The 25,878-nt window shown below is 68.7% G+C and carries 28 protein-coding genes; 21 read left to right on the top strand and 7 right to left on the bottom strand.

All coding sequences use genetic code 11. From position 1 onward, the window contains the following. The 10 genes from SB816_RS09080 (at position 1) to SB816_RS09035 (ending at position 9,103) form a co-directional block, all read left to right on the top strand. On the top strand, positions 1 to 867 hold the full coding sequence (locus SB816_RS09080) for an amidohydrolase family protein (RefSeq protein ID WP_116791756.1): 867 nt from the start codon (positions 1 to 3) through the stop codon (positions 865 to 867). Between the two features lie 26 nt (positions 868 to 893). Continuing rightward, positions 894 to 1,889, top strand: coding sequence for a Bug family tripartite tricarboxylate transporter substrate binding protein (locus tag SB816_RS09075; RefSeq protein WP_175190023.1), 996 nt, complete (start codon positions 894 to 896; stop codon positions 1,887 to 1,889). A gap of 39 nt (positions 1,890 to 1,928) precedes the next feature. Beyond that, on the top strand, positions 1,929 to 2,612 hold the full coding sequence (locus tag SB816_RS09070) for an RraA family protein (RefSeq protein WP_020928512.1): 684 nt from the start codon (positions 1,929 to 1,931) through the stop codon (positions 2,610 to 2,612). Beyond that, positions 2,609 to 3,556: an NAD(P)-dependent oxidoreductase gene (locus SB816_RS09065; RefSeq protein ID WP_064527801.1), complete on the top strand. Its 948-nt coding sequence runs from the start codon at positions 2,609 to 2,611 to the stop codon at positions 3,554 to 3,556. The genes SB816_RS09070 and SB816_RS09065 overlap by 4 nt, the downstream gene beginning before the upstream one ends. Before the next feature lie 11 nt (positions 3,557 to 3,567). After that, on the top strand, positions 3,568 to 4,638 hold the full coding sequence (locus SB816_RS09060) for a cyclase family protein (protein ID WP_410546832.1): 1,071 nt from the start codon (positions 3,568 to 3,570) through the stop codon (positions 4,636 to 4,638). A 70-nt stretch (positions 4,639 to 4,708) separates the two neighbouring features. Continuing rightward, complete coding sequence (locus SB816_RS09055) at positions 4,709 to 5,659, top strand: Bug family tripartite tricarboxylate transporter substrate binding protein (protein WP_410546831.1); 951 nt, start codon at positions 4,709 to 4,711, stop codon at positions 5,657 to 5,659. A 59-nt stretch (positions 5,660 to 5,718) separates the two neighbouring features. Further along, positions 5,719 to 6,717, top strand: coding sequence for a Bug family tripartite tricarboxylate transporter substrate binding protein (locus tag SB816_RS09050; protein WP_410546830.1), 999 nt, complete (start codon positions 5,719 to 5,721; stop codon positions 6,715 to 6,717). Positions 6,718 to 6,733: 16 nt separating this feature from the next. Further along, complete coding sequence (locus tag SB816_RS09045) at positions 6,734 to 7,651, top strand: SMP-30/gluconolactonase/LRE family protein (RefSeq protein WP_410546829.1); 918 nt, start codon at positions 6,734 to 6,736, stop codon at positions 7,649 to 7,651. Positions 7,652 to 7,784: 133 nt separating this feature from the next. After that, entirely contained in the window at positions 7,785 to 8,204 is a 420-nt protein-coding gene (locus SB816_RS09040; protein ID WP_054415938.1) for a copper resistance protein NlpE, read from the top strand. A 152-nt stretch (positions 8,205 to 8,356) separates the two neighbouring features. Then, a complete protein-coding gene (locus SB816_RS09035) occupies positions 8,357 to 9,103 on the top strand; it encodes an ABC transporter substrate-binding protein (RefSeq protein ID WP_144654838.1) in 747 nt (248 codons plus the stop codon). A gap of 46 nt (positions 9,104 to 9,149) precedes the next feature. Here the strand turns inward: SB816_RS09035 and SB816_RS09030 are convergent, their stop codons facing one another. After that, positions 9,150 to 9,482 carry a zinc ribbon domain-containing protein gene (locus tag SB816_RS09030; protein WP_116791763.1) on the bottom strand — a complete coding sequence of 111 codons (333 nt, stop codon included), beginning with the start codon at positions 9,480 to 9,482 and terminating at the stop codon, positions 9,150 to 9,152. Between the two features lie 24 nt (positions 9,483 to 9,506). Continuing rightward, on the bottom strand, positions 9,507 to 10,736 hold the full coding sequence (gene fmdA, locus SB816_RS09025) for a formamidase (RefSeq protein WP_410546828.1): 1,230 nt from the start codon (positions 10,734 to 10,736) through the stop codon (positions 9,507 to 9,509). Between the two features lie 319 nt (positions 10,737 to 11,055). On the opposite strand from fmdA, the gene SB816_RS09020 reads away from it, so the two are divergent. Further along, on the top strand, positions 11,056 to 11,421 hold the full coding sequence (locus tag SB816_RS09020) for a hypothetical protein (RefSeq protein WP_175143135.1): 366 nt from the start codon (positions 11,056 to 11,058) through the stop codon (positions 11,419 to 11,421). 54 nt (positions 11,422 to 11,475) lie between these two features. Here SB816_RS09020 and SB816_RS09015 read toward each other — a convergent pair whose 3' ends face one another. After that, positions 11,476 to 12,951: an aminotransferase class V-fold PLP-dependent enzyme gene (locus tag SB816_RS09015; protein WP_410546827.1), complete on the bottom strand. Its 1,476-nt coding sequence runs from the start codon at positions 12,949 to 12,951 to the stop codon at positions 11,476 to 11,478. A 122-nt stretch (positions 12,952 to 13,073) separates the two neighbouring features. On the opposite strand from SB816_RS09015, the gene SB816_RS09010 reads away from it, so the two are divergent. The 10 genes from SB816_RS09010 to SB816_RS08965 all read left to right on the top strand — a co-directional run bounded on the left by SB816_RS09010 (position 13,074) and on the right by SB816_RS08965 (position 22,687). Further along, on the top strand, positions 13,074 to 13,562 hold the full coding sequence (locus SB816_RS09010) for an Lrp/AsnC family transcriptional regulator (RefSeq protein ID WP_116791767.1): 489 nt from the start codon (positions 13,074 to 13,076) through the stop codon (positions 13,560 to 13,562). 172 nt (positions 13,563 to 13,734) lie between these two features. Further along, positions 13,735 to 14,247, top strand: coding sequence for a winged helix DNA-binding protein (locus SB816_RS09005; RefSeq protein ID WP_054415947.1), 513 nt, complete (start codon positions 13,735 to 13,737; stop codon positions 14,245 to 14,247). A gap of 9 nt (positions 14,248 to 14,256) precedes the next feature. Next, on the top strand, positions 14,257 to 16,110 hold the full coding sequence (locus SB816_RS09000; RefSeq protein WP_410546826.1) for a dipeptide ABC transporter ATP-binding protein: 1,854 nt from the start codon (positions 14,257 to 14,259) through the stop codon (positions 16,108 to 16,110). 54 nt (positions 16,111 to 16,164) lie between these two features. Further along, positions 16,165 to 17,697: an ABC transporter substrate-binding protein gene (locus tag SB816_RS08995; protein WP_020928525.1), complete on the top strand. Its 1,533-nt coding sequence runs from the start codon at positions 16,165 to 16,167 to the stop codon at positions 17,695 to 17,697. A 174-nt stretch (positions 17,698 to 17,871) separates the two neighbouring features. Beyond that, the gene (locus SB816_RS08990) at positions 17,872 to 18,795 is read left to right on the top strand and encodes an ABC transporter permease (protein ID WP_006385014.1); all 924 of its coding nucleotides are present in this window, start codon (positions 17,872 to 17,874) and stop codon (positions 18,793 to 18,795) included. A gap of 5 nt (positions 18,796 to 18,800) precedes the next feature. Beyond that, positions 18,801 to 19,667: an ABC transporter permease gene (locus SB816_RS08985; RefSeq protein ID WP_238923249.1), complete on the top strand. Its 867-nt coding sequence runs from the start codon at positions 18,801 to 18,803 to the stop codon at positions 19,665 to 19,667. A 57-nt stretch (positions 19,668 to 19,724) separates the two neighbouring features. After that, a complete protein-coding gene (locus tag SB816_RS08980; protein WP_269874706.1) occupies positions 19,725 to 21,464 on the top strand; it encodes a peptidase M14 in 1,740 nt (579 codons plus the stop codon). 14 nt (positions 21,465 to 21,478) lie between these two features. Then, positions 21,479 to 21,916 carry an acetyltransferase gene (locus SB816_RS08975; protein WP_054415951.1) on the top strand — a complete coding sequence of 146 codons (438 nt, stop codon included), beginning with the start codon at positions 21,479 to 21,481 and terminating at the stop codon, positions 21,914 to 21,916. Positions 21,917 to 22,100: 184 nt separating this feature from the next. Further along, positions 22,101 to 22,388 (top strand): CopG family ribbon-helix-helix protein, encoded by a 288-nt coding sequence (locus SB816_RS08970; protein ID WP_054502014.1) that lies wholly within the window; start codon positions 22,101 to 22,103, stop codon positions 22,386 to 22,388. After that, positions 22,385 to 22,687, top strand: a complete 303-nt coding sequence (locus tag SB816_RS08965) for a type II toxin-antitoxin system mRNA interferase toxin, RelE/StbE family (protein WP_054502013.1) — start codon at positions 22,385 to 22,387, stop codon at positions 22,685 to 22,687. The genes SB816_RS08970 and SB816_RS08965 overlap by 4 nt, the downstream gene beginning before the upstream one ends. Positions 22,688 to 22,734: 47 nt before the next feature. Here the strand turns inward: SB816_RS08965 and SB816_RS08960 are convergent, their stop codons facing one another. From SB816_RS08960 to SB816_RS08945, 4 genes are all read right to left on the bottom strand, one after another. Further along, positions 22,735 to 22,941: an oxidoreductase-like domain-containing protein gene (locus SB816_RS08960; RefSeq protein ID WP_144654833.1), complete on the bottom strand. Its 207-nt coding sequence runs from the start codon at positions 22,939 to 22,941 to the stop codon at positions 22,735 to 22,737. Further along, complete coding sequence (locus SB816_RS08955) at positions 22,938 to 23,513, bottom strand: GNAT family N-acetyltransferase (protein ID WP_116791771.1); 576 nt, start codon at positions 23,511 to 23,513, stop codon at positions 22,938 to 22,940. The genes SB816_RS08960 and SB816_RS08955 overlap by 4 nt, the downstream gene beginning before the upstream one ends. Before the next feature lie 91 nt (positions 23,514 to 23,604). Then, positions 23,605 to 24,240: a class I SAM-dependent methyltransferase gene (locus SB816_RS08950; RefSeq protein WP_116791772.1), complete on the bottom strand. Its 636-nt coding sequence runs from the start codon at positions 24,238 to 24,240 to the stop codon at positions 23,605 to 23,607. After that, the gene (locus SB816_RS08945) at positions 24,237 to 25,823 is read right to left on the bottom strand and encodes a lytic murein transglycosylase (RefSeq protein ID WP_410546825.1); all 1,587 of its coding nucleotides are present in this window, start codon (positions 25,821 to 25,823) and stop codon (positions 24,237 to 24,239) included. The genes SB816_RS08950 and SB816_RS08945 overlap by 4 nt, the downstream gene beginning before the upstream one ends. Positions 25,824 to 25,878 lie beyond the last annotated feature (55 nt).

The following is a 25,878-nucleotide window of genomic DNA, read 5'->3' as shown; positions in this document are numbered from 1 at the left end:
GTGGCTGCCCTTTACGCCTACTCCAGCGGCGACGCCAGGCCGGCCACCGCCGCCCCGCCCGGGGCGTGCGACTGCCACATCCACGCGTATGACGCCCGCTACCCGGCGGTGAAGGGCGCAAGGCTGCTGCCGCCGGACGCGTCCATGGCACAGTACCGCGCGATCCAGGCCCGCCTTGGCACCCAGCGCGCGGTGCTGGTCACGCCATCGACCTATGGCGCCGACAACCGCGCCATGCTCGATGCGTTGGCCCAACTGGGCGGGCAGGCGCGCGGCGTGGCCGTGATCGATGGCAGCGAAAGCGATGCGCAACTGCAAGCCTTGCATGACGCCGGCGTGCGCGGCATCCGGCTCAACCTTTCGCTGGGGGTGACGAGCACCATCGACCAGGTGCTGCCGCTGACGGCGCGGGTCGCCCCGCTCGGGTGGCATGTGCAGTTGCTGATGCCGCCCGAGCGGCTGGCGCAACTGGAGGATCTGCTGTCGGCCCTGCCCGCGCCGGTCGTGTTCGATCACATGGCCCGCATCAGCCCGGCGCAGGCCGGCGCGCATCCGGCCCATGCCCTGGTGCTGCGCCTGCTCGGCCAGGGCCGCGCCTGGCTCAAGCTGTCGGGCGGCTACCTCGTCAGCCCGCGCCACAGCGTCGAGGATCCCGCGCTGGACGCGCTGGCCCGCGGCTATCTCGACGCCAATCCCGAACGCATCGTCTGGGGCAGCGACTGGCCCCACGCCTCGGCGTCGGCCGGCATGCAGCCCATGCCCGACGACGCGCGCCAGCTCGACCGGCTGGCCGACTGGGCCGGCAGCGCCCGGCTGCGCCAGGTCCTGGTGCACAACCCGGCGGCCCTGTACGGCTTTGCGGCATGAATACCAGAACAACACGGAGACAACCCATGCAGACCTCTTATTCGCTCTCGCGCCGGCGCTTCCTCGCGCTTGGCGCGGCCGTGGCGGCGGGCGCGGCCTTCAGCGCGCGCGCCGCGCAGGATTGGCCCGCCGGCAAGACCATCACCTGGGTGGTGCCCTATCCGGCCGGCGGCAGCACCGACGTGCTGGGCCGCGCCATCGCGCAGCAACTGGATGCGCTGCTGGCCACGCGCGTGATCGTCGACAACCGTCCCGGCGCCACCGGCACCATTGGCGCGGCCCGCGTGGCGCGCGCCGAGCCGGACGGCCTGACGCTGCTGGGCACCTCGATCGGGCCCCAGGCGATCGCGCCGCACGTGCTCGGCAAGCTGACCTATGACCCGGTGGAGGACTTCGCCCCCGTCATCATGATCGGCACCATTCCCCATCTTCTGGTGGTGGGCAAGGACCAGCCGTTCCACACGGTCGCCGACCTGATCTCGGCCGCGAAAAAGGCGCCGCAAAGCCTGGCGTATGCCTCGGGCGGCACGGGCACGATCCTGCACATGCAGGGCGAACTGCTGCAGCAAAAGAGCGGCGCGCGGTTCCTGCACGTGCCCTACAAGGGCGACACGCCCGCGCTGCAGGACACGCTGGCCGGGCAGGTGCAATTCGCCTTCATTCCCGCGGCGGCCGCGTTGCCGCACGTGCAGACCGGCGCGCTGCGCGCGCTCGCCGCCACGTCGGCGCAGCGTCTGCCGGCCTTGCCGCGGGTGCCAACCATGGCCGAGGCCGGCTTCAGCGATTTCGTGGTGGAGCAATGGCAGGCCGTGTTCGCCCCCGCCGCCACGCCCGCGCCCGTCATCGCCCGACTCAACGCCGGGATCGGACGCGCCTTGCAGAGCCCGGCGCTCACGACGCTGGCCGAGCAGCTCGGCATCACGCTGGCCGGCGGCACGCCGCAGGCCCTGGACACCACCCGCAGGGCGGACTTCGACAAATGGGGCAAGGTCATCCGCGATGCCGGCATCAAGCCGGCCTGACCCGCCCTCCCGACTTTCTCCTTCTTCACAGGAACACTCATGGCAAACCAGGACATCATCAAGGACTTCCCGCGCGTCGGCGCCGACATCGTGCGCCGCGCGGCGGCACTGCAACCGGCCATCCTGGCCGACGTGGCCGGCCGCCGCGGCGCGCTCAGCGGCCGCATCCGCCCGCTGCATCCGGGCATGAAGCTGGCCGGCACGGCGCTGACGGTGGAGGTGCGCCCCGGTGACAACCTCATGATCCACGCCGCGATTTCCCTGGCCAAGCCGGGCGACGTGCTGGTGATCGACGGCAAGGGCGACCTCAGCTCGGCGCTGATGGGCACCATCATGATGAACGCCTGCCGCAAGCTCGGCATCGCCGGCGTGGTGATGGATGGCGCGGCGCGCGACAGCGTCGAGATCATCGAAATGGACTATCCGGTGTTCGCCGCCGGCACCAACCCGAACGGCCCCACCAAGAACGTGCCCGGCCGCATCGGCCATCCCGTGTCGGTCGGCGGCGTGACCGTGTACCCCGGCGACTTCGTCATCGGCGACGCCGACGGCGTGGTGGTGGTCGAACGCGAGAAAATCGAAGGCCTGCTGCCGGCCGCCGAAAAGAAGGTGCGCGACGAGGCCGCGCGCATCGCCGCGATCCAGGCCGGCGACACCGAGGCCAAGTGGCTGTCGGCGGCGCTGCGCGCCGCCGGCGTGCTCAAGGAAGGGGAATCGCTGTGAACAAGACCGCCACAGGCAAGGCCGCCATCGTCGTGACCGCGGCCGACCTGGCCCCGGAAGCCATCGCGCTGCTGCAGGATTTCAATCTGGTGTTTGCCGGCAAGACGCCCGCCGAAGAGGAAATCGTGGCCTTGTGCCGCGAGCACAACCCGGTCGCCATCATCGTGCGCTACAGCAAGGTGGGCGCCGCCGCCATGGACGCCGCGCCCGCGTTGCGCGTGATTTCCAAGCACGGCAGCGGCACCGACACCATCGACAAGGCCGCCGCCGCCCAGCGCGGCATCCAGGTCGTGGCCGCCGTGGGCGTGAACGCCGCCGCCGTGGCGGAACACGCCCTGGCGCTGCTGCTGGCCTGCGCCAAATCGGTCGTGGGCCTGGATGGGCGCATGCGCGCCGGACACTGGGACAAGTCGACGCACAAGAGCCTGGAGCTGGACGGCAAGACCATCGGCCTGGTGGGCCTGGGCGCCATCGGCCGGCGCATGGCCGCCATGGCGCACGGCATGAACATGCGCGTGATCGGCTTCGATCCCTACGCGCGCGATCTGCCCGAGTACATCGCCAGCGTGCCGCTGGACGCGATCTGGCGCGAGGCCGACGTGGTATCGCTGCATTGCCCCCTGACCGACGAGAACCGCGGCATGGTCAACGCGGCGACGCTGGCGCAGTGCAAGCCCGGCGTGGTCCTGGTCAACACCGCGCGCGGCGGCCTGGTCGACGAAGACGCGTTGCTGCAGGCGGTGCGCTCGGGCCAGGTGCGCGCCGCCGGCCTGGACAGCTTCGCCGTCGAGCCCATGACGGCCGGCCACCCCTTCCAGCAGGAGCCGCGCATTCTCCTGAGCCCGCACGTCGGCGGGGTGACCAGCGCCGCCTACGTCAACATGGGCGTGGCCGCCGCGCGCAATGCCCTGGACGTGCTGGCCCGCGCGGCCGCCCCCGCCTGAGGAGCCGCGCCATGCCGCAACGATGGAAGCACGCGCCGCCGGACAGCAACTGGGGCGAATTCGGCCCCGACGACCAGCGCGGCCGCATGAACCTGGTGGACCGCGCCAAGGTGCTGCAGGGCATCGCGGAAGTCCGCGAGGGCCTGACGTTCTGCCTGTCGCTGCCGCTGGACGTGCCGGGCGGCATGGCGCTGAACCCGCGGCGCCTGCCGCCGCAACGCTACGCCACGCTGCGCGATGGCAAGAGCGCGGGCGCCCAGGGCTTTTGCTGGTCCTATGCGTCGGAGGATCCGCTGCTCACCGATGTGGTGTGCGACGACGTGCTGCTGATGAATACGCAGTATTCCACGCAGTGGGACAGCCTGGCGCACATGGGCAGCCGGTTCGATGCCGATGGCGACGGGCGGGCCGAGGCGGTGTTCTACAACGGCTTTCGGGCCGGCGCCGAAATCGTCGCGGCCGCGGAGGATCCGCAGGCCGTGGCCGACTGGGCCCGCTTTCCCGGCCCCCGCGCCGGGGCGCTCGGCATCGAGCAACTGGCCGAACATGGCGTGCAGGGCCGCGCCGTGCTGATCGACCTGGAGGCCCATGTCGGCCGCACGCGCGCCGCCGTGGGCTACGACGCGCTGATGCGCATCCTGGAGGCCGACGGCGTGGCCATCGAGCCGGGCGACATGGTGTGCCTGCACACCGGCTTCGGCGACACGCTGATGTCGATGAACCGCCAGCCCGATGTCGCGCACCTGCACGCCACCGGCAGCGGCCTGGACGGCGACGATGCGCGCCTGCTGCGCTGGATCGTCGACGCGCGCCTGGCCTGCCTGATCGCCGACAACCCCGCCGTCGAGCTGGTGCGGCCGGTGGCCCTGGGGGGCGCGGCCACGCCGCTGCGACGCCCGCGCCTGCCGCTGCACGAGCACTGCCTGTTCAAGAACGGCATCCACCTGGGTGAACTGTGGTGGCTGACGCCGCTGGCGCGCTGGCTGCGCGCCAACGGGCGCCACCGCTTCCTGCTGACCGCGCCCCCGCTGCGCCTGCCGGGCGCGGCCGGCTCACCGGCCACGCCCATCGCCACGGTCTGAAACGCTGAAAAAAACCAACCAGGCGCAGCCGCCGGCACAGGCGGCGCGCTTTCCACAAGGAGACAATCTCGTGAAACTGTTCCGCCTTTTGCCCCTGGCGCTTGCGTTCTGCGCCAGCGTGGCCGCCGCCGACTACCCCGACCGCGCGCTCAGGCTGGTAGTGCCCTATTCCGCCGGCGGCGCCGCCGATGCCCAGGCCCGCCTGGTTGCCCAGAAGCTGGGCGCGCGCCTGGGCCAGACCGTGGTGGTCGAGAACAAGCCCGGCGCCAGCGGCACCATCGGCGCGGCCAGCGTGGCGCACGCCGCCGCCGACGGCTACACGCTGCTCTACGACGCCACGGCGTTCGCCATCAATCCCTCGCTCTACAAGAAACTCAGCTACGACAGCCGGCGGGATTTCCTGCCGATCTCGCTGATCAGCCTGACGCCCAACCTCCTGGTGGTGCCGACGCAGTCGCCCTACCAGCGCATCGAGGACCTCACGGCCGCCGCGCGCAAGGGCCACCTGACGTTCGGCACGCCTGGCCAGGGCACCGCGCAACACATCGCCGCCGCCTGGTACGCGCAGGGCAACAAGCTGGAACTCACCCACGTCCCCTACAAGGGCGGCGCGCCGGCGCTGACCGACCTGATGGGCGGCCAGATCGATATGATGTTCAGCAACATGGCGGCGTCCTACCCGCTGGTCAAGAGCGGCAAGCTGCGCGCGCTGGCGGTCACATCGCCCGAGCGCATCGCGGCGCTGCCCGACCTGCCCACCGTCGCGGAGAGCGGCGTGCCGCAGTATTCGGTGTACGAGTGGAACGGCGTGCTGGCGCCGGCCGGCGTGCCGCCCGAGGTGGCCGCGCGCATCGAGCAGGCGCTGCGCGCCACGCTGCAGGACCCGGCGCTGCGCCACAGCCTGCAGGAACTCGGCGCGCAGCCGGTGGGCTCGACCGCCACCGAATTCCGCGCCTTCATCGACGACCAGATGGAACGTTCGGCCCGTATCCTGGCCGATGCCGGCATCCACAAGGAGTGACGCGGCCTGCGAGGACTCAAGGCCGAATGACATTCCCGCATAAAAACAGAGGACGACAAATGAATCACCGTAATCGCACCCGCTTCTCCCCCCAGCGCACCGCGCTGCTCGTCGCGGCCGCCGCGACACTCCTGGCGGGCGGCGTTGCCCATGCCGCGGACGCCTGGCCCAGCCGCCCGGTGCGGATCGTGGTGCCCTACGGCCCGGGCGGCGCGGTCGACGTGGCCACGCGCAAGGTCGCGCAGATGCTGTCGACGCAGACCGGCCAGAGTTTCGTGGTGGAGAACAAGCCCGGCGCGACCGGCACCATCGGCGTCAGCCAGGTGGCCCGCGCGCCGGCCGATGGCTACACGCTGGTGGCCAACGACACCACCTATTCGCTGCTGCCGCACATCTTCAAGAAACTGCCCTTCGATCCGGCGGCGGACCTGCAGCCGGTCACGGCCTTCATCTTCGCGCCCATGGCGCTGGCGGTGGCGGCCGACAGCCCGTATCGCACGCTCGACGACCTGGTGGCGCAGGCGCGCGCCAAGCCCGACTCGGTGACGTACGGCTCGGGCGGCGCCGGCACCACGCCGCACTTCGCCGCCGAAGGGCTGGCGCGGGCGACGGGCGTGAAATTCATGCACGTGCCGTTCAAGGGCGCCGCCGAAGCCACGCAGGCGGTGCTGGGCAAGGTGATCGACTTCCAGTTCGCCTCGACCACCGGCCTGATGGGGCCGGCGCAGGGCGGACAGTTGCGCCTGCTGGCCGTGAGCGGCGCCAAGCGGCTGGCGGTGCTTCCCGACGTGCCGACATTCGCGCAGGCTGGCGTGAAGGATTTCGGCGTGGTCAACTGGACCGGCCTGTGGGCGCCCAAAGGCACGCCGCCGGAAGTCACCGAACGCCTGCAACGCGAGGTCGCCAAGGCCATGGCGTCGGAGGAAATGCAGACCTTCGCCACCAAGATGGGCGCCGAGCCGCGCGCCGCCGACGCGGCGGAATTCGGCCGCATCCTGGCCGACAGCAACGTGATGTGGGGCAACGTCGCGCGCAGCATCGGCTACGACGCCAAATAGACACCGAGGAGACGCCATGTTTTTCCTGCAACCGCCCGAGGTGGCGCCCTTCGAAGCATGGAGCGCCATGCCCGACGCTTTCCGCCGCCTCCAGCGCAGCGACTGGGCCGACGCCAACCGCGCCGGGGCGCCGGTCGATTCGTTCCTGGAAGGCCCGGTGTTCGACCGCCACGGCAATCTGTACGTCACCGACATCCCCTGGGGCCGGGTGTTCCGCATCGGGTCCGACCGCCAGTGGACCCTGGTGACCGAATACGACGGCGAACCGAACGGCATGAAGTTCCTGGACGACGGCCGACTGCTGATCACGGACTACAAGAATGGCCTGATGGTCCTGGACGTGGCCAGCGGCCAGGTCACGCCCTACCTGGCCCGGCGCAACAGCGAGCGCTTCAAGGGCGTGAACGACCTGATCTTCGATGCGCAGGGCAATATCTACTTCACCGACCAGGGCCAGAGCGGCCTGCACGATCCCAGCGGCCGACTGTACCGCTTGCGTCCCGGCGGCCAGCTCGACTGCCTGCTCGACAACATCCCCAGCCCCAATGGCGTGGCGCTGTCGCCGGATGGCAAGGTGCTGTACCTGGCGGTGACGCGCGGCAACTGCGTCTGGCGCGTGCCGCTGATGGCGGACGGCAGCGTCAGCAAGGTGAGCCAGTTCTTCACCTCTTACGGCCCCAGCGGCCCGGATGGCCTGGCGGTGGACCGCGAAGGCAACCTGCTGGTCTGCAATCCGGGGCTGGGCTACGTGTGGCTGCTCAACCATCGCGCCGAACCGCTGATCGTCTGGCGCAGCCCCAAGGGCATGTCGACCACCAACCTCGCCTTTGGCGGCGAGGATGGCCGCACGCTGTTCTGCACCGAGTCGGTGACAGGCACCATCCTGACCGCCCGCGCGCCCCATCCGGGCCTGCTGGCCGCGGCCCCGCGCTGACGCGCTCCGGGTTCCTTGCCCGGCGGGATCCCGCGCCTGCGCGCCGGGCCCGCCGCGCTTGCCTTTACATCCCGTTTCAGCAAGGATGGGCGTGCGTCCGTATCGTGGACGCACCGCAACACAGGAGCTCGCCATGATGAAAACCACCTTGACCTGCACCCTGACAGTCGCCCTGCTTGCCGGCTGCGCCCCTTCCCGACACACGGCCGCCGTGCCCGTGGACAACCACACGGCGCGCGACTCGCTGGACTGGCCCGGCAGCTACGAGGGCACCCTGCCCTGCGCCGACTGCCCCGGCATCCGCACCCGCCTGACGCTGATGAAGGACGGCCGCTACGAGCGCACCACGCAATACCTGGATCGCCAGCCGCAGCCTGAAGCGGTGGCCGGCACCTTCAGTTGGGAATCCGACGGCAGCACCATCCGGCTGGACGCCTCCGGCGACAGCCAGCGCTACTTCGTCGCCGAGAACCAGGTGATCATGCTGTACCGCGACGGCACCCGCCCCACCGGTCCGCTGGCGCCGCACTACGTGCTGCGCCGCGCGCAATAGCGCGGCGTCACCGGCCGCGCGCCGGCGGCGGGCCCCGCGCCCTGCCGTCGGCGCCGCCAGCGACACGCAAGCGCCTCGCTTGCGGCTATTCTCTGGGCTGCACATGCCGCGCCGCCGCGACACCGGCGGCGTCCCTCGAGGAAGGAAGATCCATGAAGACCGATCACGAACTGCTCGACGCGTTTGCCCCGACGGGCACGCTGCGCGCCTCCATCAACCTGGGCAACCCGATCCTGGCCAACACCCATCCCGACACCGGCGCGCCCGGCGGCGTGTCGGTCGACCTGGCCACGGAACTGGCCCGCCGGCTCGACGTGAAGCTGGAACTGGTGGTGTTCAAGTCCGCCGGCGAATCGGTCAACGCGGTCGCCGCCGAGCAGGCCGACGTGGGCTTTTTCGCGATCGATCCGCTGCGCGGCGAGCAGATCGCCTTCACCGCGCCCTATGTGGTGATCGAGGGCGCTTACCTGGTGCGCGACGATTCGCCCATCACCCGCATGGAAGAGGTGGACCGCGCCGGCCAGCGCGTGGTGGTCGGCAAGGGCAGCGCCTATGACCTGTACCTGACGCGTGAAATCAAGCACGCCGAGCTGTTCCGCGCGCCCACCTCGCCCGCGGTGGTCGACACCTTCGTCAAGGAAAACATGGAAGTGGCCGCCGGCGTCAAACAGCAACTGCAAGCCGATGCGCAGCGCCTGGGCGGCCTGCGCCTGCTGGACGGCCACTTCATGCTGATCCGCCAGGCCATGGGCGTGCCCAAAAGCCGTGGCGCCAAGGCCAGCGCCTACCTGGCCGCCTTTGTCGAAGCCATGAAGAAAAGCGGTTTCGTGGCCGAGGCGCTGGCGCGCCACAAGATCCAGGGCGCCGCCGTGGCGCCGCTGGAAGCCGCGCCGCAGTAAGAAAAAAAGCGAGGCGGCCGCCTCGCTTGATTGCGCGCAGCCGGCGTCAGTGGCTGATCATCCAGGGCCGCGCACCGGCGAAGGACTTGGCGCCGTCGGCCGTGGCGCGGGTCCTGCCGGACTTGCGTCCGCCCGCGCAACAACCGCAATTCATGCCGTGTCCCGAACGCGAGCTGCGCGGCTCGTTGGCGCTGCGTTCGTTGGCGGCATGGGCGCGGTTGACGGCCGACGACAGCGCCGAGATCGCGGGCGCGCCGCCAACGATGCGGTTCGACGCCGCGCCGCAGCGCGGACAATCGGCTGGATCGCGCCATTGCGCCAGCGGCCGCAGCGCCGCGAACTCGCCGCAGTCGGCACAAGCGTAGTCATACATGGGCATGTCGGTCTCCTTGGCGCGGGCGCTTCAGCGGTCGCGCGACAAGGGCATGTCGACGCCGCCCTTGATGTGCTTGATCGGCCCGGAGGCCGAGGGCTGGATGTCGAAATCGAAGATCTCGGTCGGCAGCCACAGCGTGGCGCAGGAGTTGGGAATGTCCACCACCCCGCTGATGTGCCCCTGCACCGGCGCCGTGCCCAGGATCGAGTACGCCTGCGCGCCCGAATAGCCGAACTTCTTCAGGTATTCGATGGCGTTCAGGCAGGCCTGGCGGTAGGCCACGTTCACGTCCAGGTAGTGCTGCTTGCCGCCCTCGTCCACCGAGATGCCCTCGAAGATCAGGAAGTCCTTGTAGGCCGGCGTGATCGGGCTGGGCTTGAAGATCGGGTTGCGGATGGCGTACTTGTCCATGCCTCCCTTGATCAGCGTGACGCGCATGTGCACCCAGCCGGCCATCTCGATGGCGCCGCAGAAGGTGATCTCGCCGTCGCCCTGCGAGAAATGCAGGTCGCCCACCGACAGGCCGCCGCCCTTGACGTAGACCGGGAAGAACACGCGCGCGCCGCGCGACAGGTCCTTGATGTCGCAATTGCCGCCATGCTCGCGCGGGGGCACGGTGCGCGCGCCCTCGGCCGCCGCGCGCTCGCGCTCGGCCCCTTGCAGCGCGCCCATGTGCGCCGTCTTGGGCGCGGGCGGATTGGCCAGCGGCGGCACGCGGTTCGGGTTGGTGTCGATCAGCGCCTGCTCGCGCTGGTTCCAGGTGTCCAGCAGCTTCTTGTCGGGCAGGCAGCCGATCAGGCCGGGATGGATCAGGCCGGCGAAGCTGACGCCCGGGATGTGTCGCGACGAGGTGAACATGCCGTGGAAATCCCAGATGGATTTCTGCGCATGGGGGAAATGGTCGGTGAGAAAACCGCCGCCGTTGTTCTTGCTGAAAAAGCCATTGAAGCCCCACAGGCTGTCGGGCTTGGCGCCGATGTCCAGCAGATCCACCACCAGCAGGTCGCCGGGCTCGGCGCCTTCGACGCCGACGGGGCCGGACAGGAAATGCACGGTGGACAGGTCGACGTCGCGCACGTCGTCGGCGCTGTCGTCGTTCTTGATGGCGCCGCCGGTCCAGTCGTAGGTCTCCAGGATGAAATCATCGCCGGGCTTGACCCAGACGGCCATCGGGATATCCGGATGCCAGCGGTTGTGGATCTTCTCGTTCTCGTAAGGGGATTGGGTCAGGTCGACATGGATGAGGGTGTTCGTCATTCTCTTTCATCTCCAACGCAACGTGTTGATAAAACAGAACTTAAGCTGGAAGGCGCGTCCAATTTCGCATGTGGGGATTGGATCTTCGATTCCTTGACGTGTGAACGATGGTAGACGCGTTTGCATTGATTGCCATACTGGTTTTCCATGCAGCATGCGGCCGCGCAGGGTGCGCGCCCGCCGCTGGCGAACTCGCTGACACGCGCGTTTCCCACTAGCGGGAAACAGGAAAAAAGAATACGGCGCGAGTGACGACTCGTCCGGCAGTTATGATCCGCCCATTGCATTTCGCGGCCCCGCCGCGCCGGAAGCCCCGTCCATGATCCCGATCCGCCCCCTGCCCATCCTGCTCCTGCTCGCCTGTGTCCTGCCGCCGGGCGCCGCCCACGCGGCCAAGGAATGCGTGGCGCGGTTCGACGCCAGCGCCGCCCGCTACCAGGAAGCGGTGAACGTGCAGAAGGGACGCGAGACCGCCAACTGGCAGGAGCTGAACGCGCCGCTGTGCCAAGGTCGGCTGGACCTGCTGGACATGGAGTTCGAGCTGGTCGATGACTATGAGCAATGCGTGCGCGACGGCGGGGAATTTCCCGAGAAGACCGTGCGCGCAATGAAGGACCGGCCCGACGACCTGGCCGCGCTCAAGACCGCGTGGATCAATACCTGCGGCCCCTACATGAAGGAATGAAGGGACGGCCGCGCAGCGGGGCCAGGCCCCCGCGATGCGTGGCCGCCAGCCGCGTCAGGCCACCGCCGAGGCGGGCCGCGGGAAGAAGATGGCGCGAGCGGGATCGAAGTCGTAGCGGTCTTCGAACTCGGTCGCATCGGCGGCCAGCGCCAGCACCGAATCGAGGATGAAGTCGGCCTTGGCGTCGGACAGCAGCACGCTGAAATTCAGGCGGACAAAGCCCGGCTTTTCGATTTCGCGGCCATCGAGGATGGCCTGGCGCATGCGCGCCGATTCGGCCTCGTCGATCTCCAGCAGGTTGTGCACGTAAGGCCCGGCGCAGGCGCAGCCGCCGCGGGCCTGGATGCCGAAGCGGTCGCTCAGCATGCGCGTGACCAGTTGCTGGTGCACGTAGCCGCCCTGGCCGTTGCGCACGCGGAAGGAGAAGATCGGCAGTCTCGGCGCGCTCAGCGACCCCAGCAGTTCCAGGCGGGGATCGCCCTGCCAGCGCGCCAGCGCGCGCCGCACGAAGGCGGCGTTGCGCCGCGCCATCAGGTCGGCGCCCAGCGCTTCCTTGACCAGCAGCACCAGCGCGGCGCGGATGTCTCCGACCACGTTGGGGGTGCCGGCCTCTTCGCGCGCTTCCAGGCTGGCGCTGTAGTCGTGGTGGCTGGGCGATACGAACTTGGCGGTGCCCCCGCCCGGGAAGGTCGGCGTGGTTGGCACGACCGCGTCGCGGCGCACGATCAGGATGCCGGACGCGCCGGGCCCGCCGATGAACTTGTGCGGCGAGAACACGATGGCGTCGATCGGGGCATCGGCCGCGGGCGTCATGCGGATGTCCAGGTACGGCGCGCCGCCGGCGTAGTCCCAGATCATCCGGGCGCCGGCGCGCTTCACGCGGCGGGTGATGGCCTCGACGTCGGCGACGATGCCGGTGACGTTGGAGGCGGCCGACAGCGCGCAGATGACCAGCGTGCCGTCCGGCGCCCGCAGCGCGGCGTCGAGTTCGCCCAGGTCCGGGCCGCCCTGCGGGCTTTCCGCCAGCACGACGATGTCGGCGCCGCATTCGCGCCACGGCAGGATGTTGGAATGATGCTCGTAGGGGCCGATGACGACCCGCACCTTGCGCCCCGCCGCCAAGGCGGCCGGCACGCCCAACAGGTGCACCAGGCGGTTAAGGCCCATGGTGGCGCCCGAGCCGGAGAAGATCACGGCGTGCTCGTCGCCCGCGCCGCAGCAGCGGCCGACCACGGCGCGCGCCTCGCGCCGCAGGCGCGTGATGAAGCCGCCGCAGAACGAGGCCTCGGTGTGCGAATTGGCGTAGTACGGCAGCACGTGTTCCAGGACGAAGCGCTCGACCTGCATCAGCGCGCGGCCCGAGGCGACGTAGTCGGCGTAGACCAGCGGCTTGAGGCCAAAGGGGCCTTCGATGACGGCGTCCTTGCCGATCAGGCCGTCGGCCAGGCTGGCGATGATGTCGGGGGATTGCAGGGATTGCTGGAACTGGCGCAACGGCCCTGTGGCGGCCGGGGTCGCTTGGGTAGACATGGTGCGGATTCGATGAAACGGCTGGCAGGAAAATTATCGGAATATCATACGATGGAAGGAATTTTGAAACCTCACCTAAATTTTCCTTAAAATCGCTGAAAATAGATCATCTGATCGAATTCATGGAAAAAATTGACAAGTTTGATCTGAATATTATTTCCTGCCTGCAACGCGAGGGCTCGCTGTCGCAGCGCGAGCTGGCCGACCGGGTCGGCCTGTCCCAGAACGCCTGCTGGCGCCGACTGCAGCGGCTGAACGCCTGCGGCATCATCCGCGGCACCCGCGCCGAGGTGAACCTGGCCGAACTCGGGCTGGACCTGACGGTGTTCGTCATGATCCGCACCAGCCATCATGCCAAGGAATGGGCCGACGGCTTCCGCAAGCACGTGGAACGCCTGCCCGAAGTGACCGGTTTCTACCGCATCGGCGGCGACTGGGACTACCTGATCCAGGTGGTCTGCCGCGGCATCGCCGGGTACGACCGCTTCTACCAGAAGCTCATCACCGACTTCGAACTGTCCACCGTGACGGGCTTTTTCAGCATGGAAGCCATCATCGAGAACCGCCCGCCCGACCTGGGGCTGTTGCAGGAATCGGCGGGCGCGGCATAGCAAGGGTCCGCGTCAGATCGCGACGGCGGCCACGACGCCGCCGCGGGAATAACTTGCGGTCATGAACCCCGGGGACCGCTTATATCCACGGGTTATCCCGGATGCCTGCATATCCACAAATCGTCAATAATTCGCCAACGTTTTGTTGTCGATCCGTCCCCATCTGCCTCCCATGCCTGTTTCCGTCCGGGACGCCATTGTTTCCTCCTCCCATCTCGCCTCTTCCGCCCCGGAGCTGTCCGAGGTGGAGTTCGGCCTGATCATCGCCTCGCACGCCTTCAATCGCTGGATGGTCCGCTGCATGGCCTGTGCCGGGCTGCCCGAGCTGACCTCGCTGGACATCCTGGTGCTGAACCACGTGTTCCATCGCGGCCGCGGCAAGAAACTGGCGGACATCTGCTTCACGCTCAATGTCGAAGACACCCACCTGGTGAACTATTCGCTCAAGAAGCTGGAGCGGCTGGGCGTGGTGCAAAGCGCCAAGACCGGCAAGGAAGTGATCTACACCACCACCGATGCCGGCGCCGCCGCGATCCAGCGCTACGCCGAAGTGCGCGAGCAATGCCTGGTGAAACCCTTCATCGACTCCCCCGCCGCGGACGATGCCAGCCACCAGTTGGCCAATACCCTGCGCGCCCTGTCGGGCCTGTACGACCAGGCCGCCCGCGCCGCCACCTCGCTGTGAGAATCCACGTTGTCTAGCCTTCCCGCCTCCTCCGCCCAGCCGCTGCTCTCCGTGCGCGGCGTCTCGGTGGATTTCAATACCGAAAACGGCGTGTTCCGCGCCGTCGAGAACCTGGACTTCGACGTGCGGCCGGGCAAGACGCTGGCCATCGTCGGCGAGTCCGGGTCGGGCAAGTCGGTGACGTCCATGGCCATCATGCGCCTGACGGACTACAACAACGGCCGCATCGCCACCGGCAAGATCCTGTTCCGCGACGGCGCCGACCGCGAGGTCGACCTGACCGCCGCGTCCGACGAACAGATGCGCGCGATCCGCGGCAACGACATTGCCATGATCTTCCAGGAGCCGATGACCTCGCTGAACCCGGTGTTCACCATCGGGGACCAGATCATCGAGGCCATCATGCTGCACCAGCAGTTGTCGCGCTCGGCCGCCCGCAAGGCGGCGCGCGCGCTGCTGGAGAAGGTGCGCCTGCCGGACGCCGAACAACTGCTGGACCGCTACCCGCACCAGTTGTCGGGCGGCATGCGCCAGCGCGTGATGATCGCGATGGCGCTGTCGTGCCAGCCGCGCCTGCTGATCGCCGACGAACCAACCACCGCGCTGGACGTGACCATCCAGGCGCAGATCCTGAACACCATCCGCGAACTGCAGCGCGACCTGGGCACGGCCGTGATCTTCATCACCCACGACATGGGCGTGGTGGCCGAGATGGCCGATGACGTGGTGGTGATGCTGCGCGGCAGGAAGGTCGAGCAGGGCCCGGTGGAAGAGATCTTCCGCGCGCCCAAGCATCCCTATACCCGCGCCCTGCTGGCCGCCGTGCCGCGCCTGGGCAGCCTGACCGGCCGCGACCTGCCGCTGCGCACGCCGCAGACGGTGCTGGAAGGCGAAACGCTGCGCGAAGTCGGCGAGACCCGCGAGCAGGACACGGCGCGCTACGACGAGCCGGTGCTGCGCGTCGAGAAACTGACCACGCGCTTTGACGTCGGCCACAACCTGTTCGGCCGCGTCACCCACCGCGTGCACGCGGTCGAGGAAGTGAGCTTCGACGTCTACCCCGGCGAAACGCTGGCGCTGGTGGGCGAATCGGGCAGCGGCAAATCGACCATCGGCAAGACCCTGCAGCAATTGGTGGCGCCGACCTCGGGCGCGGTGCGCTACAACGGCCAGGACATCTTCTCGATGGACGCCGCCGGCCGCCAGCGCCTGCGCCAGGAGATCCAATACATCTTCCAGGATCCGTATGCCTCGCTGGACCCGCGCAAGACCGTGGCCTTCAGCATCGCCGAGCCGATCCGCACCCACCGCCTGCTGACCGACGAGGCCGCCATCGCGCGCCGCGTCGGCGAGCTGCTGGAACAGGTGGGCCTCAAGCCCGAGCACGCGCGCCGCTATCCGCATGAATTCTCCGGCGGCCAGCGCCAGCGCGTCTGCATCGCGCGCGCCCTGGCCAGCGACCCCAAGCTGATCATCGCCGACGAATCGGTGTCGGCGCTGGACGTGTCGATCCAGGCGCAGATCCTGAACCTGCTGATGGACCTGCAGAAAGACCGCGGCCTGTCGTACCTGTTCATCACCCACGACATGGCGGTGGTGGAGAAGGTCAGCCACCGCGTGGCGGTGCTTTACCTGGGCCAGATCGTGGAACTGGGCACGCGCCGCCAGATCTTCGAATCTCCGCAGCACGCCTACACCCGCAAGCTGCTGGCCGCCGTGCCGGTGGCCGAGCCCGGCCGCCACATCGACACTTCGCTGATCGAGGGCGAGATCCCCAGCCCGGTGCGGCGCGTGGGCGACGAGCCGGCGATCATTCCCCTGGTTGAATTCGCGCCCGGCCACCGCGTGGCCCGCGCCGCTTGAACCTTCCGTTTTCTACACGTCGGCCCGGCCGATTTCCCGTCCCTGGAGTTGAACATGCTCTCCCTACGCAAAACCTTCACCGCCACCGCCCTGGCCCTGGCGCTGGGCGGCGCGCTGCCCGCGGTCCTGTCGACCGCCCAGGCCGCCGGCACGCTCAACGTCGCCATCAACCAGGATCCGGGCAGTTGGGATCCGATCGACACCTTCGTGACCTTCTGGGGTTCGGTCGGCAGCAACCTGTACGACGGGCTGACCATGCGCGGCGCCGACCTGAAGCTGCAGCCGGGCCTGGCCACCAAGTGGGAATACCTGGACGACAACAAACGCCTGCGCTTCACGCTGCGCCAGGGCGTCAAGTTCCACAACGGCGAGCCGTTCAACGCCGAGGCCGTCAAGTTCACGTTCGAGCGCCTGCTGGGCGCGGAAGGCGCCAAGGGCCCGCAGAAGTCGAACTACGACTCGATCGGCGAGGTCAAGGTGGTGGACGAGTACACCGTCGACTTCATCCTCAAGCAGCCCGACCCCGTGCTGCTGACCAAGCTGGCCGGCTACGGCGCCATGATCGTGCCGCCCAAGTACATCCAGGAAAAGGGCGAGGAGAACTTCAACACCCACCCGGTCGGCACCGGCCCGTTCAAGTTCGAGAGCTACCAGCCCAAGGTCAACGTGACCCTGGCGCGCAATGACGACTACTGGGGCGGCAAGCCCAAGCTGGACAAGGTGGTCTACCGCTTCATCAGCGAACCCGGCACCCAGGTCGCCGAACTGCAGGCCGGGCGCGTGGACATCGCCACGCTGATCCCGCTGGGCCTGATCGAGACGGTCAAGAAGTCGGGCAACGCCGACGTCATCTCGACCGGCGGCCCGGTGGCCTTCGCGCTGCGCTACAACACCAAGAACGGCATCACCCAGAACCGCGACGTGCGCCGCGCGCTGATCATGGCGGTGGACCGCGACACCATCGTCAAGCAGTTGCTGCTGGGCCAGGCCAAGACCATCGCCAGCTTCCAGGGTCCGCAGTCGTTCGGCTACAACCCCGAGCAAAAGCCCCTGCCCTTCAACCCCGCCGAAGCCAAGAAGCTGCTGGCCGGCGCCGGCATCAAGCCGGGCGCGACGGTGCAGATCGACGTGCGCGGCAGCGATTCGAACTTCCGCGAAGTGGCCCAGGCGGTGTCGGGCTATCTGCAGGCGGTCGGCGTGCGCGCCACCATCAAGCCGTATGAGACCGGCGTGCTGCTCAACGACATCATCCCCGGCGGCAAGACCGGCGAGATGTGGCAGAACCAGTGGGGCGGCTGGACCTACGACTACGACAACACGGCCTACCTGATGTACCACTCGGGCCAGAAGTGGAATCCGTACGACAACGATCCCAAGCTGAACGCCATGCTGGAAGCGCAGCGCACCGTCTATGACGTGAAGAAGCGCGAAGCCATGCTGCAGGAGATCGCCGGCTACGTGGCCGACCAGGCGCTGGAACTGCCGCTGTACAGCCTGAACACCATCGTCGGCGTGAACAAGCGCGTGAAGAACCTGGAAGTGCCGGGCGACATCCGCTTCCGGTTCGTCGATACGACCGTGGAGTAGAGCCCCCCCGAGGCGCTGCGCGCCTTCCCCCAGGGGCATGCCTGCGGACCGGCGGAGCCGGATCCGCGGCATCCCGCCAGGGGGGCGATGCCTGATTGGGCGTCGCGATGTCTGTGAAGTATTTGACGCATTAACCCTACTGATTCGCCGGGGCGAAAGCCCTGGCGGAGCCTCATGACCGGATTTCTGATTAAACGCGTGTTGCAGGCGGTCTTCGTGATCGTGGCCGTGACGCTGCTCGTCTCCTACGCCGTGCGCCTGACCGGCGACCCCGCGCTGATGCTCAGCCAGGGCTCGGGCAGCGTCACCGAGCAGGACCTGGCCAACATCCGCCAGGCGCTGGGCCTGAACCGGCCGTTCCACGAGCAATACCTGAGCTACATGCAGGGCCTGCTGCACGGCGACTTCGGCCGCAGCTTCATGGGCGGCACCTCGGTCGCCAAGCTGATCGGCGACGCGCTGCCGGCCACGCTGATGCTGGCGTTCACCTCGCTGATCGCGTCGATCCTGATTTCGCTGCCGCTGGGCATCCAGGCCGCCATCAAGCGCGGCAAGCCCACCGACCAGGCGATCCGCATCCTGTCGCTGGTGGGACTGTCGTTCCCCAACTTCTGGCTGGCGCTGATGCTGGTGCTGCTGCTGTCGATCACCTTCCCGCTGCTGCCGCCGTCGGGCTGGAGCGGTCCGGCCAGCCTGGTGCTGCCGTCGCTGACCATGGCGATCATCCTGTCGGCCACCAACATCCGCCTGGTGCGCACCACCATGCTGGAGACGCTGTCGGCCCAGTACATCATGGTGGCGCGCAGCAAGGGCCTGAAAGAGCGCATCGTGCTGTACAAGCACGCGCTGCGCAATTGCGCCATTCCCCTCATCACCTACCTGGGGCTGCAGTTCGGCGGCCTGATCGGCGGCATCGTCGTCATCGAGATGGTGTTCAACTGGCCCGGCCTGGGCACGCTGGCGTTCGACGCCATCTCCGGCCGCGACTACCCGGTGCTGCAAGGCACGGTCACCGTGCTGGCCGCCGTCATCGTCCTGGTCAACCTGATCGTCGACATCGCCTACGGCATCGTCGATCCCCGTATCCGCACGCGGTGAGCCCCATGCAGACCACTACTTCCCCCGCCGCTCCCAAGGCCGTCAAGCCGCGCAGCCGCTACCGCTCGCTGGAATTCGTGCTGGGCGCCGTGCTGACCGGCGTCATGATCGTCCTGGTGCTGGCCTCGGGCTGGCTGTTTCCCGATGGCGGCGAGTCCATGGACCTGACCGCCCGCCTGATGGCGCCCTTCAACAGCGCGGCCCACCTGTTCGGCACCGACCCGCTGGGCCGCGACGTGCTGGCGCGCGTCATCGTCGGCGGCAAGATCTCGCTGCTGGTGGGCTTCGCGTCGGTGCTGGGCGGCGCCCTGCTCGGCATCATCATGGGCCTGATCGCCGGCTACTACCGCGGCTTCTGGGACATGATCGTGATGCGCTTCGCCGACGTGCAACTGGCGCTGCCGTTCATCCTGGTGGCCATCACCTTCATCGCCATCCTCGGCGGCGGCCTGTTCAACGTGATCTTCTTCATGATCATCTCGCAGTGGGTGCAGTACGCGCGCCTGGTGCGGGCCCAGGTGCTGGCGCTGCGCGAGCGCGAGTTCGTGCTGGCGGCGCGTGCCTTCGGCGTGCGCGACCTGGCCATGATCCGCCACCACATCGTGCCCAACCTGCTGGGCCCGCTGGTGATCCTGATGACGCTGAACGTCGCCAACAACATCCTGCTGGAAAGCAGCCTGACCTTCCTGGGCCTGGGCGTGGATCCCATGATCCCGAGCTGGGGCGGTATGCTGGCCGATGGCCGCACCTACATGCAGACGGCGTGGTGGGTGAGCGTGTTCCCCGGCCTGGCGATCATGCTGACCGTGCTGGGCCTGAACCTGCTGGGCGACTGGCTGCGCGATCGCCTGGATCCCACCGGCAAGGTGTAAATGAATGCCCCCGCCCTGGGGCGGCCTGCTCCGGCAGGCACTTGAGGACTACTGACGATGGCATTGCTGGAAAAGACATTCGACCGCACGCTGGACGCCTGGATCCATGCCTACAAGGCCCCGGCCTGGCGTGGCGCGGCGGTGGAAGGCTGGCTGTTCGAAGGCGTCGACGCGCGCCGCGAGGCCGAGGCGCGGCTGGCGCAGGCCGGCGTGACGGCGCGCTTTCGCAGCGCCTACAAGCCCCTGCTGCACTACTTCCTGGAAGAGGTCGAGCGCGACGGCCTGGTGGCGGTCGAGCTGCGCTACCCGCGGCATGAGCACGCGCTGCCCAAGCGCTTCACGCTCGAAGCCTATCCGCTGGTGGCGCTGCTGCAAGGCGTGCGCGTGACGATGAAGCCGGGCGCGTCCGACCTGCACTACGACGTCACGCTCGTCTACGCCGACGGCCGACGCCGTGAAGATCGCGTGTTCGCGCCCAACCAGCTTGGCCAGGCGCAGGACGGCACGCCCGAACTGTCGCCCACCGGCTGGCTGCGCGTGCGCGACGCCGACGGCGCCATGCAGACCGACGCGGCCCAGGCCACCGAATACCAGCAGGCCTTTCGCAGCATCGTCGACACGGTGCGCAACCATCCCTGGGGCGCGCACGAGCCGTATTTCGACCGGCTGGAGATCCGCGTCGACCTGCCCGGCATGGACTTCGCGCTGCCGGTCGACGAGGAAATCGTCAGCACCTTCGAGGCGCTGCACGAAGACCTGTACTTCACGCTGCTGGAACACTTCCAGCACCACTCCGGCCGTCCCTCCGGCGACCGCGGCCTGCAGCCCGGCCAGATCATTCCCGACATCCGCCGCCACGACGGCGCGGCGCGCGTGCTGGTGACGCTGGAACCCTTCGCGCCGCCGGCGCCGGTGGCGCCCGTGGCGCTGGACGCGCCGCTGGCCGAGCTGCGCCAGCCGCTGGCGGCCGGGCAGATCGCCGGCTGCATGGCCGCGCTGGGCGGCGACGCCTTCCAGGCCGTGTCGCGCCAGGGCCGCCCGGTGCTGGGCACCTATCTGCGCGGCCCGGGCCCGGCGGTCTTCATCTCGGGCGCGCAGCATGCCAACGAGACCTCCGGCGTGGTCGGCGCGCTGCGCGCGGCGCAAGCGCTCAAGGCGCGCGGCGACGCCCACTTCGCGCTGATCGCCGCCGAGAATCCAGACGGCTACGCGCTCTTTAACCGCCTGCGCGAACAGCATCCGCGCCACATGCTGCACGCCTCGCGCTACAGCGCGCTGGGCGACGACATCGCCTACCGCGAACACGCGCCGTTCTTCGAACGCGAGGGCCGCCACCAGGCCCACGCCATCAGCGGCGCGCAGTTGCACATCAACCTGCACGGCTACCCAGCCCATGAGTGGACCCGCCCCCTGTCGGGCTACCTGCCGCGCAATTTCGAGCTGTGGACCATTCCCAAGGGCTTCTTCCTGGTGCTGCGCCACCACCCCGGCTGGCGCGAGCGCGCCCGCCGCCTGATCGAGGGCGTGACGGCGCGGCTGGCCCGCAACGTGCCCGGCCTGGTGGAATTCAATGCGCGCCAGCTTGAACTATTCCACGCGCACGCGCTCGAAACCGGATTCGATGTGCTGAACGGCATTCCCGTGCAGGTCACGGAGACCGACCGGGAAGCGCTGCCGATGGCGCTGATCTCCGAGTTTCCGGATGAAACCGTGTACGGGGACCGCTTCGTTTTCGCGCATACTGTGCAAATGGAAACCGTCCTGGCGGCGACCGACATCCACCGCGCCGGACACTGACGCCCCTTCCTGACATGAACATCCGAGAACGCAACCACGGCGACGACCTCGCCCTGGTGGACATCTGGCTTCGTTCGGTGCGCGCCACCCATACGTTCCTGTCCGAAAAGGAAATCCAGGCCATGTACCCGCAGGTGCTCAACACCTACCTGCCGTCGGTGCGCGTCTGGGTCTGCGAGGACGATGCCGGCGAGGTCGCCGGTTTCATGGGCCTGAACGGCAACAAGGTCGAGATGCTGTTCGTCGACGCCAACAAGCGCGGCAAGGGCGCCGGGCGGCGCCTGCTGAATTTCGCGCTGTCGCTGCACGGCAGCCTGCGGGTCGACGTCAATGAACAGAATCCGCAGGCGCACGGTTTCTACAAGCACTATGGCTTCGAGGACGTAGGCCGTTCGGAAACCGACGCCGCGGGGCGGCCGCGGCCGATCATTCATATGAAGCTGGCGGGCTGAGGCGGACGGGAGGAGGCAGCCACGCTGCCTGCACGGGCGCCGGTTCGATATGCGTGCTCGATATATCACCCAATTGATGGCGTCCCCTGTTGCTTTCCCCGCCGGGGTGGCGAATGATCGCAGCAAGCGCCACGGGACGGGCGTGTTACGCTGCACTTATCGTGTAACACATGAGAACCGCACCATGAGCGACGCTACCTTTACCTTTCGGGTGGATGAAGCCTTGAAAAACGAGTTCGCCATGGCCGCCAAGGCCCGAGACCGCACCGGCGCACAGCTTCTGCGTGACTTCATGCGGGAGTACGTGCAGCAACAACAGGAAGCCGCCCAGCATGACGCCTGGTTCCGCCGCCAGGTGCAAGCGGGCCTGGATTCCGCTAACGCCGGCCGCCTGGTGCCGGCCGCCGAGGTCGAAACCAAATTCGCGGCCCGTCGCGCCGCGACCCGTCGCCGGATTGCAACATCCAAGTGAGGGCATTGCGCTGGACGCCCGAAGCGATCCGGGACCGGGAAGCGATCTACGATTTCATCGAGGCGGACAACCCCGTTGCGGCGCTGACGCTTGATGAACAGCTTGAAGAGCAGGCGGGACGCCTGATCGATCATCCCGGCCTGGGTCGCCCGGGCCGTGTCGCTGGCACCCGGGAGCTGGTGGCGCACCCGAACTATCTATTGATCTACGACGTGACGAACGATCTGGTGCGCATGCTGCGTGTGCTGCATGCGGCTCGGCAGTGGCCAACGCCGGATTCATCGCCGGGCAATCGTTGAATCTCGCGGTACGGCAAAGCCGCGCCCAAACGGCGGTTGCCCGCCCCCTACCCCGCCACGCCATGCCGAGCCCGCCACGCCTTGAGCGCGGCGCGGTATTCGTCCATGGCTTCGTTGTAGGTGTCGTAGACGCAGGGGATACAGCCGCTGTTGCAGCATTCCTCGGGCGCGGGGGCCTCGGGCGGCACGGGCGGCGGATCGTCGTCGGCGGGCGGAGTGGTATTCGGGGTATCGGGGGTATTCGCGGGACTCATGGCCGCATGTTAGCGCCGATCGGCGCCGCTTCGTCCGCCAGCGCCCGCCATTGCTGGCGCCGGATCTCGTAGCGCAGCTTGCGCGCCTCGCCTTCGCCGGTGGTCTCGATCCAGCGCATCCCGCATTTTTCCATCACGCGCAGCGACGCGGCGTTGGCCTGTATCGCCACGGCGCTCAGCGCGTCCACCGGCAGGCGTTCGAATCCCATCGCCAGCAAGGCGCGGGTGATTTCCGAGGCGTGGCCGCGGCCCCAACAGGTGGGCATGAACGCGTAGGCGATCTCGACCCGCTCGATCTTGCCCGACAGCGCCAGCTTGAGGCCGGCTCGGCCGGCCAGCGCGCCGCTGTCGCGCTCGCTCAGCACGTACATGCCGTAGCCATGTTCGGCCCAATGCAGCATGTTGTGCTCGACGTAGCGCCGGCTGGCCGTGGCGTCTCGGGTGCCGCCCATGGTTGCCATCAGGGCGGCATCGGCGTGCATGGCCGCGATGAAGGGCAGATGGGTCGACGACATGCGCTCGGCGCGCAAGCGCTGGGTGACGAAGGATTCGGGTAGCAGGGCGGACGGCATGATATCGAAACATGGACACACACGGTGCCTTGCATCATATCCATGCCCGCCCCTGCATGCCATCGCACTTTCGCACCGTGGACACACCCTGCTAGCCGCGCCGCAGGCCCAGGAAGCTCCAGTGCACGTCGGCGCGGTCCAGCATGTCTTCGCGCCTGACGAGGTGATGCGCCGACAGGCCATGCCCGGCCGCCAGCGCGATGGTCTCCTCGGCCGACACGTCGAACATACGGCGGCCGGGCGGCACCGGGCCGTGGCGCAGCGACATCAGGATCTGGCCGCCGGGCGCCAGCAATGCCGCCAGCGCCGCCATGCCACGGGCGCGCTCGTCCGCGTCCAGGTGCATCCAGACGGCGGTCAGCATGATCACGTCGAATTCGCGCCCTTGCAGGCCCGCAAGGGCGGGCAAGGCGTCATCGACCCATTCCAGGTTGGGCAGCGCGTGGCGCCGCTGGCCCTCGCGCCGCAGCTCGGGCGTGGGCTCGGCCGCCACCACCTGGTGGCCCATGCGGGCCAGCGCGGCGGCGTCGCGGCCCGAACCGGCGCCGATGTCGGCGATGCGAGACGGCGTTGCCGGGATCAGGTGCGCCACGTCGCGATGCACATCCGCGAAAGCGATGCTCTCGTACTGCTCGGCCAGGGCCGCGGCGTTTTCGCCGTAACCCTGGGTGCCCGAGACCACGGCCCCGCTGCCGTCGACGGTTTGCGCGGGATCGGCGGCGCTCATTTGGCCTTGAGCGCGTCGTAGATGCGCTTGCCGACGCGGCCGTCCTGCGGCAGGTTGCGCTTTTCCTGTTCGGCGCGCACCGCGTCGCGGGTCTTGGCGCCGGGGATGCCATCGGCGGTGCCGACGTCATAGCCGCGGGCGTTGAGCATCTCCTGCACTTCCTTGATCTGCGCGCGCGACAGGCCGGGGTCGTCCGTCGGCCAGGCCGTGGCCAGCGCCGGGCCGCCCTGCAGGCGGTTCAGCAGCAACGCCACCGCCAGCCCGTAACGGCGCGACTGGTTGTAGTGCAGGATCGCATCGAAATTGACGGTGGCCAGGAACACCGGGCCCTTGGCGCCGGTGGGCGCGAACAGGTAGGCCTGCTGGTCGTTGCCGCTGGCCAGCTTGAGCGCGGAACCGTCGCCCTGCTTGAGGCCCGCCTGGGCCCACTGCGCGATGCTGCGGCGGTCCTGCGAGCCGACGTATTCGGCGTCGGGCGCGGGCGGAATGGCGGCGGCCACGTCGGCCGGCACGCGCACCTCCACCACCGCCGGCAGGCCGTGGGTCCACTTGGCGCGGCGCTTGCGCAGGTGGTTGGCGGTCGAGGCCAGGGCGTCGGGCAGCGAGTTGTACAGATCGATCTTGCCGTCGCCGTCGCCGTCCGCCGCCAGCTCGTAGAACGAGGTGGGGATGAACTGCGTCATGCCGAAGGCGCCGCTCCAGGAGCCGACGAAGTTGTCGGCCGGCACCACGCCGTCGCGCAGCAGGCGCACGGAGGCGTAGGCGTTCTTTTCCCACAGCGTCTTGTTCTCGGTGCAGGCGCGGGTCAGCCAGGCGTTGAGCACGTCGGTCTTGCCGACCTGGCGGCCGTAGTTGGTTTCGATGCCGAAAATGGCGACCAGCGTGGCCGGGTCCACCTGGTACTGCTGGCTGATGTCGCCCAGTTGCTTGCCGTACTTGGCGAGCACCGCGCGGCCATCGGCCACGCGCTCGTCGTCAACCGTCTTGGCGATGTAGTCCCACCAGGTTTCGCGGCCCTCGGGCTGGCCCTGGGCGGACGCCACGGTGGTGGGCAGCAGCTTGGCCTTGGCGGTGTACTTATCCCAGTCGGCCAGGGTCAGGCCGTTGGCGGTGGCGCCCTTGCGCAGCTTGGCGATACACGCCTTGGTGTCGAGCTCGGTCGGGATGATGACCGTGGGCGCGGCGGGGGTGGCGGGGGTGGCGGTCGCGGCGGGCGCGGCGGGCGCGGCGGGCGCGGCGGTGGCGGCTGGCGCGGCAGGCGCATGGGCCGGCGCCGCCGCGGGCGTGGCGGCCGGCGTGGCGACAGGCGTACGCATGTTTGTCGGCGGAGCGGCCGCCGAATCGTCCGGCGTGGCGGCGGGCGCGGCGGCAGGGGCCGCGGCCGGCGTGGCCGGATCGTCGAAGCTGCGCTTGGGCGTCAGCACCGGTCCGGACGAGGAAGGCTGGGCCCCGGGACTGCGCGTACCGGTGGCCGAAGAAGGCGACTGGGCCTGGGCGGCGCCCAAGGCGGCGACGCTCAGCGTGGCGGCCAGGACGGCGCGCGCCAGGGGATCGATTCGGGTGCGAAGCGCATTCTGTCGCATGGTTATCCTGAAAAATCGAAGTCAGCCCGGATCGTACCGCGAGCGGGCGACGAAA

The sequence above is a fragment of the Achromobacter sp. SIMBA_011 genome, from assembly GCF_046535435.1.
Taxonomy (GTDB): Bacteria; Pseudomonadota; Gammaproteobacteria; order Burkholderiales; family Burkholderiaceae_B; genus Achromobacter; species Achromobacter dolens.
The sequence above is the reverse complement of the archived record's forward strand: the minus strand, read 5'-3'. Positions and strand labels throughout refer to the sequence as shown.